The following is a 12,428-nucleotide window of genomic DNA, read 5'->3' as shown; positions in this document are numbered from 1 at the left end:
TGGTGAATGCGCGAGACACCCACCGCGCGGCGGATAGTTGCATGCGCACCCGTTACGCCGAGACGCCGTACCGGTTCTGATTCGATGCGCGCGCAACGTCCTCGCCCTCACGCGAACTGCGGCAACGTCGCGTCGATCGCATCCGCCAGCGTATTGAACGCCGGTGCGATTTCCTCATCCGGCACGCACGCATAGCCGATCAGCAAACCCGACGGCGCCAGCGAAGGCTGGGCGTAATACCCCGACAACGGCCGCACGACGATATTACGCTCCAGCGCCGCCGTCGCCACTCGACGATCGTCGCTGCCTTCGGGCAACTGCATCACCAGATGCAAGCCGGCGTCGCCGCCCACGGCGGGCAATACATCGCCGTAACGGTGCGCGGCGGCATCGAGCAAGGTCTGCCGGCGCTGCCCGTAAAGCGTGCGCATCTTGCGGATATGCGACGTGAAATGCCCTTCAGCGATGAACTCCGCGAGCATCGCCTGTTGCAGCAACTGTCCCTCGCGATACAACTCGGCGCTAGCCGTGGCGAAGCTCTCGGCCAACGCTTCCGGCACGACCAGATAACCGATGCGCAGCCCCGGAAACAGCGTCTTGCCGAAACTGCCCACGTAGATCACCTGCCCGGAGGTGTCCAACCCCTGCAGCGACGCCAGCGGCCGGCTGCCATAACGGAACTCGCTGTCGTAGTCGTCCTCGATGATCCAGCACTGGTTCTGCCGCGCATATTCGAGCAGCATGCGGCGGCGCGCGAGGCTCATCACCATGCCGAGCGGGTATTGATGCGACGGCGTGACGAGCATCAGCTTAGGCGGATGCGCGAGATCGTCGGCGGAAGGATTGATGCCTTCGTCGTCGACCGCGATGGGCCGCGATTGCAGATCCGACACGTGCAGCACGCTGCGCACACCCCAATAGCAAGGATCTTCGGTCCAGATCAGGTCGCCCGGATCGGAGAGCAGCCGCACCGCGAGATCGACCGACTGGTGAATCCCGGTCGTGATGATGATCTGCTCGGGCGTGCAGCGCACCGAGCGCGAGGTGCGCAGATAGTCGGCCAGCGCGTGTCGCAGCGAAGCCAGACCGCCGCCGGGCGCGTACGTGAGGAGATCCGGGCGCAGTCGGCGCCAATATTTGTTGTGCAGCCGACTCCACACGCGCGCCGGAAACTTGGTGACGTCCGGTACGCCCGGCATGAACGCGCCCCACTGCCGCTTCGACACCCCCGCGCCCGCGATCAGCCGCGCGCCGCGCGTGGACAGCGCGCGCGCCGCCTGCAACGGCGGCGGGTCGCGGCGCGAATCGGGCGCGTTCAAGGCATCCGGCCGGTCGAGCGTGGCGGCGCCAATGCCTGAGCCAATGCCTGCGCCAATGCCTGAGTCAATGCCTGAGTCAATGCCTGCGCCAATGCCAGACGAGCCTGAGCCGACGCCAGCACCAACGCCAAACTCACCCTCAAGCGCCCCAACAATCTCATCCGGCGCACTATCCGCCACAAAGGTACCGCGCCCGGTCGCCGAACTCACATAGCCCTCGAGCACCAACTGCTCGTACACCTGCGTAACGGTATTGCGTCCAATGCCCAACTCCTGCGCCAGGAGCCGCGACGACGGCACCTTACTGCCCGCCGGCAACTCGCGCGACAGGATCGCTTGCTGCAACAGCCGGTGCAGTTGACGATAGATCGGCTGGCCGTTGCCGCGGTCGAGGCGCTGCGCCAGCCAGTCGGACAAAACGCTCGCGCGCATGATTGGCTCCTACATTTTTATTGAAATGGCTCTGAAATTAAGAGCCAAATCTCATTATAGTCGCTGCATGTGCTGCGCTGAGGGCGCGGCGTCCGCTAGCGGCACCCCCGCAAAACCGAGGAGCCAAGGAGATGACCATGAAGAATGCCGAACTGAAGAGCCGCAAAGACGCCGCCACCCCGCGTGGCGTCGGCGTGATGTGCGATTTCTACGCCGCGCGCGCGGAGAACGCGGAGCTGTGGGACGTGGAAGGCCGCCGCTTCATCGACTTCGCCGCGGGTATCGCGGTGTGCAACACGGGCCATCGCCATCCGAAGATCCTAGCCGCGATTCGCGACCAGCTCGATCACTTCACGCACACCGCGTATCAGATCGTGCCGTACGCGTCGTATGTCGAACTGGCCGAGAAGATCAACGCGCGCGCGCCCGGCGACTATCCGAAGAAGACCGCGTTCTTCACGACCGGCGCCGAAGCCGTCGAAAACGCCATCAAGATCGCCCGCGCCGCAACCGGCCGTCCGGGCGTGATCGCGTTCACCGGCGGCTTCCATGGCCGCACGATGATGGGCATGGCGCTGACGGGTAAGGTCGCGCCGTACAAGATCGGCTTCGGTCCGTTCCCGTCGGACGTATTCCACGCGCCATTCCCGAATCCGCTGCACGGCGTGACCACCGCCGATTCGCTGAAGGCGATCGAATTCCTCTTCAAGGCCGATATCGATCCGAAGCGCGTGGCCGCGATCATCTTCGAACCGGTTCAGGGCGAAGGCGGTTTCTATCCGGCGCCGGCAGAGTTCGTGCGCGCGCTGCGCAAGCTGTGCAACGAGCACGGCATTCTGCTGATCGCCGACGAAGTGCAAACCGGCTTTGCCCGCACCGGCAAGCTGTTTGCCATGAACCACTACGACGTGGTGCCTGACCTGATGACCATGGCGAAGAGCCTGGCCGGCGGCATGCCGCTGTCGGGCGTGGTCGGCCGCGCCGACCTGATGGACGCAGCGGCCCCCGGCGGTCTGGGCGGCACGTACGCGGGCAATCCGTTGGCGGTGGCCGCCGCGCACGCGGTGCTCGACATCATCGACGAAGAAAAGCTGTGTGAGCGCGCCACGCTGCTGGGCGATCGCATCAAGGCCAAGCTGATCGCGCTGCAAAGCGACGTGCCGCAAATCGCCGACGTGCGCGGCCCCGGCGGCATGGTCGCCGTGGAATTCTGCAAGGTGGGCGGCACCGAACCGGACGCGGACTTCACCAAGCGCGTGCAGACGCGCGCGCTCGAACGCGGTTTGCTGCTGCTGGTGTGCGGCGTGTATTCGAACGTGGTGCGCTTCCTGTTCCCGCTGACGATCCAGGACGCTGTGTTCGACGAAGCCATGGCGATCCTCGAGGAAGTCATCAAGGACAGCGTCGCCGTGGCGGCGTAAGGACGAGACTCATGAACACGTTGACATTGAAAGACCCGACGCTTCTCAAGACCCACGCGTATATCGCGGGCGAATGGCAAGGGGCCGACGACGGCGCGACCTTCGAGGTGAAGAACCCCGCCACCGGCGAAACCATTGCGACGGTGCCACGCATGGGCACGGCGGAAACGCGTCGCGCGATCGACACCGCGAACGCGGCGTGGCCCGCATGGCGCGCCACCACCGCGAAGCAGCGCGCGGTGATCCTGCGCAAATGGCATGACCTGATGATGGAAAACGCCGACGATCTGGCGAAGATCCTCACCACGGAACAAGGCAAGCCGCTCGCCGAAGCCAAGGGCGAGATCCAGTACGCGGCGTCGTTCCTCGAATGGTTCGCCGAGGAAGGCAAGCGCGTGAACGGCGACACGATTCCCACGCCGGCCAGCGACAAACGCATTGTCGTGACCAAGGAACCGATCGGCGTCTGCGCGGCGATCACGCCGTGGAATTTCCCGGCAGCCATGATTACCCGCAAGGTCGGTCCGGCTCTGGCGGCGGGCTGCCCGATTATCGTCAAGCCGGCCGAAGCGACACCGTTGTCCGCGCTCGCGCTCGCCGTGCTGGCCGAACGCGCCGGCGTGCCGCGCGGCGTGTTCAACGTCGTGACCGGCGAGCCGAAAGCGATCGGCGCGGAAATGACCGGCAATCCGATCGTGCGCAAACTGTCGTTCACGGGTTCGACGCCGGTGGGCCGTCTGCTGATGGCGCAGTGCGCGCCGACGGTCAAGAAGGTGTCGCTCGAACTTGGCGGCAATGCGCCGTTTATCGTGTTCGACGATGCCGATCTGGATGCGGCGGTGGCCGGCGCGATTGCGTCGAAGTATCGCAACAGCGGGCAGACGTGTGTCTGCACCAATCGCTTCTATGTGCACGACAAGGTGTACGACGCGTTCGCGGAAAAACTGCGCGTCGCCGTCGAGCAACTGAAGGTGGGCCGCGGCACCGAAGACGGCGTCACACAAGGTCCGCTGATCAACGAAGCGGCCGTGCTGAAGGTCGAGTCGCATATCGAAGACGCGTTGGCCAAGGGCGCGCGTATCGTGACCGGCGGCAAGCGTCATGCGCTCGGTCACGGCTTCTTCGAACCGACCGTGCTCGCCGATGTGACGCCGGCCATGAAGGTCGCGCGCGACGAAACCTTTGGGCCGCTTGCACCGCTGTTCCGTTTCTCGTCGGACGAAGAAGTGATTCGACTCGCCAACGATACGGAATTCGGGCTGGCCTCGTATTTCTTCAGCCGCGATATCGGCCGTGTCTGGCGGGTTGCCGAAGCGCTCGAATACGGCATGGTCGGGATCAACACCGGCCTGATCTCGAACGAGGTCGCGCCGTTCGGCGGCGTCAAGCAGTCGGGACTGGGCCGCGAGGGATCGCACTACGGTATCGATGACTACGTTGTCATCAAATATATGTGCGTCGGCGGGATCTGATCGTCAAGATCATTGAAGCATCGAGAGCGGCCACGTCGGACCATCCGGCATGGCCGTTTTTTCGTTGAATCGCTGAATGCAAAACAGGCTTGCGTCACCTTACGGTGAGGCAAGCCTGTTGCGTTTGGTGCGTATCGAGCCGGCGCGAGCAGTCGATTCGCGCCGCAGTCGATTAGTGACCGTAGTTGGCAACCGGAGCCGAGTACGAACTCGGCGTGGTGCTCGCGCGGCTACCTGCTTGCGACGAACCATTCGTGGCCGAACCATAACCGCTGGTTTGTGCATTTTGCGCAGCGACGCGGGCTTCGGCAGCCTGAATGTTGGCCGGGTAGTCGTAGTCGTTCGCGGTTGCCGGGTTGTAACCGGCCTTTTCCAGCTGCACCAGTTCAGCACGCACCTGAGCGCGCGTAACCCGCTGATTCGACTGGGCGAAAGCGGCCAGCGGCGCGGTGATAAGGGCGGCGATAACTGCGGCTTCGATCAGCGACTTCATGATAACTACCTCCAGAGATTTTTTTGTCTAGCGCTGCGAGGCGTGATGTCTGCAGCGGATGGAGGAAGTGTAGGATTCGGGTTGCCTAGGGTAAACCCCTAAAGTGCCAATTGAGTGTTGTGAAAATCGAGATAATCGCCGAATCGTCAGCTTTCTGAAAGCACGGAGGCAGGCAACGGCGCATCCGGCACCGGCGACTCGGCGGCATTTCTGCCGCCCATCGCCTGCCGGTCGCTTCTCGGGCTCGCCCCGAAGCGCGCACGATACGTCCGCGAAAAATGCGACGGCGACTCGAAGCCGCACGCCACACAGATCGACGTGATCGACATGTCGGTCTGCTGCAGCAACTCACGCGCTCGGGCGAGACGCAGTTGCAGATAGAAATGCGTCGGGGTGTCCTTCAGCGAGGCGCAGAAAAGCCGTTCCAGCTGGCGACGTGTCACGCCGATTTCCTGCGCGAGCTGGTCGGGCGCCAGCGGCTCTTCCATATGCTGTTCCATCACGCCGATCACCTGAATCAGCTTGCGATTGTGCACGCCGTAACGCGCGGCGATCTCCATGCGCTGATGATCCGAACGCTGCCGGATACGGCTCACCACGAATTGTTCCGACACCGCCGAAGCCAGCGCCGCACCGTGCTTGCGGCCGATCAGGTCGAGCATCATGTCGATCGACGCCGTGCCGCCCGCGCACGTAATGCGTCGCGCGCCGATTTCGAACAGCTCCTGGCTCGCATCCAGTGACGGATAGCGCTCGCGGAACGCCGACAGCGCCTCCCAATGCACGGTCACACTGTCCGTGCCGTTCAGTAACCCGGCTTCCGCAAGAATGAAACTGCCGGTGTCGATGCCGCCGAGCGTCGCGCCGGCCCGCTCGATCCGCTTCAGCGAATCGGCCAGCGCGCGGCTATAGCAGGCAAGCGGTTCGAAGCCCGCGACCACGAACAGCGTCTGCGCCGCACCGATCTCGCCGATGGCGGCGTCCGCGTTGATCGAAATGCCGTTGCTGGCCGCGACCGGCGCACCGTCGAGACTGAGAATGCGCCAGCGGTACAGCGCGTCGCGAAAGCGGTTCGCCACCCGCAACGGTTCCACCGCCGACATGAAGCCGATCGCTGAAAAGCCCGGCAGCAGCAGGAACGACATATCTTCGGGCATCGTGGTCAGACTCGATCAGGGAACCATCAGGGAGACAAACGCGGGCGACACGCGGGGTTCGGGCGAGCGTAGCAAGCAGTGCCTGAACCGGCAAGGCGCGCCAAAAATCCGCGCGGCGAGTCGACGAAGCGAGGCGCCCGGAGGCGAGGCGATGTGAAGTGTGTTGCACTGCAACGCCGCCAGAGCCCCCGTTCTAGCCCGCACTGCTGGTTTTCCCTCGGAGTCGCGTCAGAGCAAAAACGGGTCGCTCGCGGTCGCTTTGGCGGGAATATGGGGCATTAACGTAACGTCATTCCTGCCGTCCCGTCTCACCCAGTTTGTTGCTGCATTCAAGCCGTCGCGCCAGTCCGAAGACCGCCCGCCGTTCAAGCCTCGGCCCGGTTCGAAACACGCCGTTCAACGTGTCAGAAGGGGGAACCTCATGAAGTTACGTCTCAATGCCTTGCTTGCCTATCTCGTCGGCTTCGCGGCCATCGCCGCTGGTGCACCCGCTTTCGCGCAAGATCCTGCCGCTTGCCGCGCCGTGCATTTCGCCGACATCGGCTGGACGGATATCACGTCGACCACCGCGTTGGCGTCGACCGTGTTCGAAGGGCTCGGTTATCAGCCGGTGACGACCGTCGCTTCCGTACCGATCTCGTTCGCGGGTCTCAAGAGCAAGCAGCTCGACGTGTCGCTCGGCTACTGGTGGCCGGTGCAGGAGAAAGCGATCAGCCCGTTCATCGATTCGAAGGCGATCAACGTGCTGCAGCCGCCCAATCTCACCGGCGCCAAGGCCACCTTCGCGGTGCCGAGCTACGAATACGACGCGGGCCTGAAGACCTTCGCCGATATCGCCAAACATCGCGATCAGCTCGACGGCAAGATTTACGGCATCGAACCCGGCAGCAGTGCGAACGCGGCGATCCAGAAAATGATCGCCAGCAATCAGTTCGGGCTCGGCGGTTTCAAGCTCATCGAATCGAGCGAGGCCGGCATGCTCGTATCGGTGGATCGTGCGATCCGCGAGAAGAAATGGGTGGTGTTCCTCGGCTGGGAACCGCATCCGATGAACATCACGATCGACATGAAATACCTGACCGGCAGCGACGGCGTATTCGGTCCGAACGACGGCGAGGCGCGCGTCTACACGCTGACGTCCCCCGACTTTCTGACGCGTTGCCCGAACGCCGGCAAGCTGGTGAGCAATCTGCGCTTTTCGACGCAACTGGAAAACGTCGTCATGCAGTCGGTCATGAACAAGGAAAAACCCACCGACGCCGCGAAGGCGTATCTGAAGAAAAACCCGCAAGTACTCGACGCCTGGCTGGCCGGCGTGAAGACCTATGACGGCAAGGACGGCTTACCTGCAGTAAAGGCCTATCTGGGTCTCTGAGCGTGACGAGTCGCATCTCTCAATCCACAGGAAATAGCACGCATGAATCATGAAGTCATCGTGACCTGCGCGGTCACCGGCGCCGGCGACACGGTCGGCAAACATCCGGCCATTCCGGTCACACCGAAACAGATCGCCGACGCCGCGATCGAAGCCGCCAAAGCGGGCGCCACCGTCGCCCACTGCCACGTCCGCGATCCGAAAACCGGCCGCGGCAGCCGCGATCCGCAGTTGTACCGCGAGGTGGTCGACCGGATCCGCTCGTCGGGCACCGACATCATCATCAACCTGACGGCGGGCATGGGCGGCGATCTGGAGATCGGTCCCGGCGAAGACCCCATGCGCTTCGGCGCCAACACCGATCTGGTGGGCGGCCTGACGCGTCTCGCGCACGTCGAGGAATTGCTGCCGGAAATCTGCACGCTCGACTGCGGCACGCTCAACTTCGGCGACGGCGATTACATCTACGTGTCAACGCCCGCGCAACTTCGCGCCGGTGCGCAACGCATTCAGGCACTCGGCGTGAAGCCGGAACTGGAGATCTTCGACACCGGCCATTTGTGGTTCGCCAAGCAGTTGCTGAAGGAAGGCCTGCTCGACGCGCCGCCGCTGTTCCAGATTTGCCTCGGCATTCCATGGGGCGCGCCCGCCGATACCACGTCGATGAAAGCAATGGCAGACAACCTCCCGCCCGGCGCGCAATGGGCCGGGTTCGGAATCGGCCGCATGCAGATGCCGATGGTCGCGCAGGCGATGCTGCTCGGCGGTCACGTGCGCGTGGGGCTCGAAGACAACATCTGGCTCGACAAAGGTGTGCCCGCAACCAACGGCACGCTGGTGCGGCGCGCGGTGGAAATCATCGAACGGCTCGGCGCGCGCGCGCTGACGCCGGCTGAAGGACGCCGCAAGCTGGGCTTGCCGGCGCGTGGGGAGCGGCAACTGGAACGGCGTGTGGCTGGACAGTACGTGTGATGGCGCGGCGTGGGCGTGATGCTTGTCGCCTCACGCATGCTTCGACGTCTCGCGGCGTCAACTCGCCTCGAAACTCTGCAACTCGTAGACAAAGGAAATCTCAGCAATGGCAGTGATCGTCGATATCAAAACATTTGCGGCCATCGGCGTGGGCGTGATCGGCAGCGGTTGGGTCGCGCGTGCGCTGGCGCATGGACTCGATGTGATCGCGTGGGACCCGGCGCCGGGTGCGGAAAAACAGCTGCGCGAGAACATTGCGAATGCGTGGCCGGCGCTTGAACGCGTCGGGCTGGCCGAGGGTGCGTCGCCGGAACGCTTGCGCTTCGTCGCGACGATCGAAGCGTGCGTCGCGCAGGCCGATTTCATTCAGGAAAGCGCGCCCGAACGTGAAGAACTGAAGCTCGCGCTGCACGAGCAGATCAGCCGCGCGGCGAAGCCGGATGCGATCATCGCGTCATCTACGTCGGGGCTCTTGCCGAGCGATTTTTACGCGCGGGCAGTGCATCCGCAACGCTGCATTGTCGGGCATCCGTTCAATCCGGTTTATCTGTTGCCGCTCGTCGAAGTGCTGGGCGGTGCCGCGACCGCGCCGGAAACGATCGACGCCGCGCTGAAAATTTACCGCGCGCTGTCGATGCGGCCGCTGCTCGTTCGCAAGGAAGTGCCGGGGTTTATTGCCGATCGGCTGCTCGAAGCGCTGTGGCGCGAGGCGCTGCATCTGGTCAACGAAGGCGTGGCGACCACCGGCGAAATCGACGACGCGATTCGCTTCGGCGCGGGCATCCGCTGGTCGTTCATGGGGACGTTCCTCACCTACACGCTCGCGGGCGGCGACGCCGGCATGCGTCACTTCATGCAGCAGTTCGGCCCCGCGCTGGAACTGCCATGGACTAAACTGGTGGCGCCGAAGCTCACGGACGAGTTGATCGATCGTGTGGTGGACGGCACGGCGGAACAGGTCGGCCCGCGCTCGATCAAGCAGCTGGAGCGTTATCGCGACGATTGCATCACGAGCGTGCTCGCGGCGATCAGCGACGCGAAAGCGCGGCATGGTTTGCAGCCGGCCGATTGACCTGTGGGAGACGCCGCTCACGCCGACGCATTAGCGGCCTGAGCGGCGCCGAACCCGACTCATTTCAACCGAACCACGGAGACGATTAGCCCATGCCGCAGCCCGCTTCCCTGCCCTGCTATCGCGATTCGGTCCGCGCGGAATGGGTCGACTACAACGGCCACTTGCGCGACGCGTTCTACATGCTGATCTTCAGCTTCGCGACGGATGCGTTGATCGACCTGATCGGTTTGCCCGACGCGCTGCGCAAAGCGCGCGGCCGCTCGATCTACACGCTCGAAGCGCACCTCAACTACCTGCACGAGATCAAGGAAGGCACAGCGGTTCGCGTCGACATGCGGATACTCGGGCATGACGCGAAGCGGCTGCATCTGTATCTGGAGATGTTCGCGGGCGACGGTGCGGAACCGGTGGCCGCCGGCGAACAGATGCTGCTTCACGTCGACACCAGCGGCCCGCGCGCGGTTGCATTCGACCCGGACGTCGCGGCTCTCGTGCGATCATTGGCCGATGCGCATGCCAACTGGCCCGCGGCGCAATACGCGGGGCGCGTTATCGGCCTGCCGGTGAAAACCTGAATTCAGCGAGTCAACATGCTCGAACCGCAAATTGCCGCATTCATCGAACGGGCCGTGGCGATTTATCCCGCGCACACGACATCGCTATCGCCGCGTGAGCAGCGCGAGCTTTACGACCGCTACGCGGCCACGCTGACCCCCGCATTGCCGGACGAATTGAGCGTCAGGGACGCCGAGTTCCAGACCCGCGCGGGTCATCCGCTCAAGCTGCGGCTCTACCGCCATCGCGCGCGCGGCGAGCAGGCGGCTCACGGCGCGGTGTTGTACTTTCACGGCGGCGGCTTCGTGCTCGGCTCGCTGGACAGTCATCAGCTCATCACCGCGCGCATTGCCGCCGACACCGGGCTCGATGTCATCGCCGTCGATTACCGGCTGGCTCCCGAACACCGCGCGCCGGCCGCCCATGACGATTGTCTCGACGTCACGCTCGCCGCGCTGGAACGACGCCTACCGTTCAATCTGAACAGCGGCACGACGCTGCAACTCGCCGGCGACAGCGCGGGCGCCACGCTCGCCGCCAGCGTGGCGATGCGTCTGCGCGACGACGGCCTTGGCGGCGTGCAAGGACTCGCGCTGGTCTATCCGATGCTCGGCACCGATCCGCAGCCGCCCGCGCGCGACACCGAGGCGCAAGCGCCCATGCTCAAGCTGAGCGACGTCCATTCGTTTCGCGATCTGTATTGGGGAGAGCGCCCGCCCTACCCGGCATGGACGATTCCGCTCGACGGCACGCGCTTCGACGGCCTGCCGCCGACGCTGGCGATTGGGGTCGAACATGATCCGCTAAGGGATGACGCGCGTGTGTTCGTCGAACGCATCGACGCGGCAGGTGGCGAGGCCCGTCTCTGGATCGGCGCCGGGCTCGTGCATGGATGTTGGCGGGCACTCGAATCGAGCCCGGGTGTGCGGAGGCTGCATCGCGAGGTGTGCGATTTTCTGTCCGCGCATGCGGCGCCGGTGTTCGACGCGGATGCTTCAAGCGCTCACAGCCGCTAGCCGCCGCTCGACAGCCGCTCAACGCCCAATCAGTGGACGCTCTCCTTGCGCCACTGCGAATACGTCACGATGTCCATACCCACTTCCGCCGCTTCGATCCGCGTCCAGCAATAGAACGCGTCTTCCCAGCCGGGAATCTTCTGCGGCGTGAGCGACCGGAAATTCAGGCCGGTGCGATACGCCAGGTGCGGCCAGAATAACGGCATCGCCTCGCGCACCGCCATTTGCCGCAATAGCTCGGCCGGCCCGCTTTCGTCCGCGACGATTTCGCCCTGCGAGATCCAGTCGTTCTCCGCCCACGCGACGAACACGCTCGGGTTGCCGGCACGGTCGAACATCAGAATCGCGTTCTGCTCAGGACGCCAGTAGTACTCCACGATGCCGTGCGCGGCCACCACCTCGCCGATCACTTTTTTCGTGCGCGGGTCGCAGTACGTCAAACCGTTTTCGCCCAACGCCAGCCAACCGCCTTCCGAACAGTGCCGGCTCTTCGCGTCGTTCAGAAAATGGACCAGCCGGTTGGCCGAATCGGGCTCGGTTTTGCGCAGATACAAGTCCACGATGCCGGCATTGAAGGCCTTCACCGCGACCGTTTCATCCGCGACGCCGGTCAGCAGCACTTTCGCGCAGCGCAAATGCGAGATCGACGCGAGAAACTCGACGCCGCTCATGCCCGGCATGTCGTAGTCCACCACAACCGCCGCCACCTCCGCGAAGCGCGCGCCGCGCGCGAGCAGATCCCGCTCCGCCGACGTTTCGACCAGCCGCTCGATCCCGGTCTCGCTCAGACACGCCGACGCCGCGGCGAACTCCAGCGAATTTTCGCGCGCATGCTGGCGAATGAAAGCCAACGCGGTTTGCGGCCGCGAGAAAAACAGATTGGTCGTCGTATCCGGAAAGAAACGGCGCAGTGCGTCGAGGTAGCTGTCGTTGTCGTCGACGAAGACAACCGTGGCCGGATGGGAAACGGGGGGGCGGATAAAGTGGTTCATAAGCTCATGGGGACGATGCTGACGCGCCGCGCACCTGCTACACGCCGGAATGCCTGCTGGGCGCCGGGCCGGTGCCTGTGGACCATATAGTACAGGGCTCTTCGGGTCACGGCACAAACTTGCCTGCCGGCTTGCGATCGGCCATATGC

The 12,428-nt window shown here is 64.2% G+C and carries 11 protein-coding genes; 7 read left to right on the top strand and 4 right to left on the bottom strand.

Features of this window, described 5'->3' with window-relative positions; genetic code table 11:
• Nucleotides 1-107: 107 nt before the first annotated feature.
• Complete coding sequence (locus B0G83_RS03150; protein ID WP_105505943.1) at nt 108-1,751, bottom strand: PLP-dependent aminotransferase family protein; 1,644 nt, start codon at nt 1,749-1,751, stop codon at nt 108-110.
• Between the two features lie 137 nt (nt 1,752-1,888).
• Here B0G83_RS03150 and B0G83_RS03145 point away from each other — a divergent pair, with 137 nt between their 5' ends.
• Entirely contained in the window at nt 1,889-3,172 is a 1,284-nt protein-coding gene (locus tag B0G83_RS03145; protein WP_105505942.1) for a 4-aminobutyrate--2-oxoglutarate transaminase, read from the top strand.
• 11 nt (nt 3,173-3,183) lie between these two features.
• Nucleotides 3,184-4,644, top strand: a complete 1,461-nt coding sequence (gabD, locus tag B0G83_RS03140) for an NADP-dependent succinate-semialdehyde dehydrogenase (RefSeq protein WP_105505941.1) — start codon at nt 3,184-3,186, stop codon at nt 4,642-4,644.
• Nucleotides 4,645-4,816: 172 nt separating this feature from the next.
• Here the strand turns inward: gabD and B0G83_RS03135 are convergent, their stop codons facing one another.
• A complete protein-coding gene (locus B0G83_RS03135; protein WP_105505940.1) occupies nt 4,817-5,137 on the bottom strand; it encodes a DUF4148 domain-containing protein in 321 nt (106 codons plus the stop codon).
• 146 nt (nt 5,138-5,283) lie between these two features.
• A complete protein-coding gene (locus tag B0G83_RS03130; RefSeq protein WP_105505939.1) occupies nt 5,284-6,294 on the bottom strand; it encodes a GlxA family transcriptional regulator in 1,011 nt (336 codons plus the stop codon).
• A gap of 421 nt (nt 6,295-6,715) precedes the next feature.
• Here B0G83_RS03130 and B0G83_RS03125 point away from each other — a divergent pair, with 421 nt between their 5' ends.
• From B0G83_RS03125 to B0G83_RS03105, 5 genes are all read left to right on the top strand, one after another.
• Nucleotides 6,716-7,669 carry a choline ABC transporter substrate-binding protein gene (locus B0G83_RS03125; RefSeq protein ID WP_105505938.1) on the top strand — a complete coding sequence of 318 codons (954 nt, stop codon included), beginning with the start codon at nt 6,716-6,718 and terminating at the stop codon, nt 7,667-7,669.
• 42 nt (nt 7,670-7,711) lie between these two features.
• Nucleotides 7,712-8,641, top strand: coding sequence for a 3-keto-5-aminohexanoate cleavage protein (locus B0G83_RS03120; protein ID WP_105505937.1), 930 nt, complete (start codon nt 7,712-7,714; stop codon nt 8,639-8,641).
• Between the two features lie 106 nt (nt 8,642-8,747).
• Entirely contained in the window at nt 8,748-9,713 is a 966-nt protein-coding gene (locus B0G83_RS03115) for an L-carnitine dehydrogenase (RefSeq protein ID WP_105505936.1), read from the top strand.
• 92 nt (nt 9,714-9,805) lie between these two features.
• Nucleotides 9,806-10,291 carry a thioesterase family protein gene (locus B0G83_RS03110; protein ID WP_105505935.1) on the top strand — a complete coding sequence of 162 codons (486 nt, stop codon included), beginning with the start codon at nt 9,806-9,808 and terminating at the stop codon, nt 10,289-10,291.
• A 15-nt stretch (nt 10,292-10,306) separates the two neighbouring features.
• A complete protein-coding gene (locus B0G83_RS03105; RefSeq protein ID WP_105505934.1) occupies nt 10,307-11,287 on the top strand; it encodes an alpha/beta hydrolase in 981 nt (326 codons plus the stop codon).
• A gap of 29 nt (nt 11,288-11,316) precedes the next feature.
• Here B0G83_RS03105 and B0G83_RS03100 read toward each other — a convergent pair whose 3' ends face one another.
• The gene (locus B0G83_RS03100; protein ID WP_105505933.1) at nt 11,317-12,279 is read right to left on the bottom strand and encodes a response regulator; all 963 of its coding nucleotides are present in this window, start codon (nt 12,277-12,279) and stop codon (nt 11,317-11,319) included.
• Nucleotides 12,280-12,428 lie beyond the last annotated feature (149 nt).

This window comes from Paraburkholderia sp. BL21I4N1 (assembly GCF_002973525.1).
Classification (GTDB): domain Bacteria; phylum Pseudomonadota; class Gammaproteobacteria; order Burkholderiales; family Burkholderiaceae; genus Paraburkholderia.
The sequence above is the reverse complement of the archived record's forward strand: the minus strand, read 5'-3'. Positions and strand labels throughout refer to the sequence as shown.

Bases quoted from the DNA above. Each gene is read 5' to 3' on its own strand.
- B0G83_RS03150 (WP_105505943.1), bottom strand. From the start codon at position 1,751: ATGCGCGCGAGCGTTTTGTCCGACTGGCTGGCGCAGCGCCTCGACCGC.
- B0G83_RS03145 (WP_105505942.1), top strand. From the start codon at position 1,889: ATGAAGAATGCCGAACTGAAGAGCCGCAAAGACGCCGCCACCCCGCGT.
- gabD (WP_105505941.1), top strand. From the start codon at position 3,184: ATGAACACGTTGACATTGAAAGACCCGACGCTTCTCAAGACCCACGCG.
- B0G83_RS03135 (WP_105505940.1), bottom strand. From the start codon at position 5,137: ATGAAGTCGCTGATCGAAGCCGCAGTTATCGCCGCCCTTATCACCGCG.
- B0G83_RS03130 (WP_105505939.1), bottom strand. From the start codon at position 6,294: ATGCCCGAAGATATGTCGTTCCTGCTGCTGCCGGGCTTTTCAGCGATC.
- B0G83_RS03125 (WP_105505938.1), top strand. From the start codon at position 6,716: ATGAAGTTACGTCTCAATGCCTTGCTTGCCTATCTCGTCGGCTTCGCG.
- B0G83_RS03120 (WP_105505937.1), top strand. From the start codon at position 7,712: ATGAATCATGAAGTCATCGTGACCTGCGCGGTCACCGGCGCCGGCGAC.
- B0G83_RS03115 (WP_105505936.1), top strand. From the start codon at position 8,748: ATGGCAGTGATCGTCGATATCAAAACATTTGCGGCCATCGGCGTGGGC.
- B0G83_RS03110 (WP_105505935.1), top strand. From the start codon at position 9,806: ATGCCGCAGCCCGCTTCCCTGCCCTGCTATCGCGATTCGGTCCGCGCG.
- B0G83_RS03105 (WP_105505934.1), top strand. From the start codon at position 10,307: ATGCTCGAACCGCAAATTGCCGCATTCATCGAACGGGCCGTGGCGATT.
- B0G83_RS03100 (WP_105505933.1), bottom strand. From the start codon at position 12,279: ATGAACCACTTTATCCGCCCCCCCGTTTCCCATCCGGCCACGGTTGTC.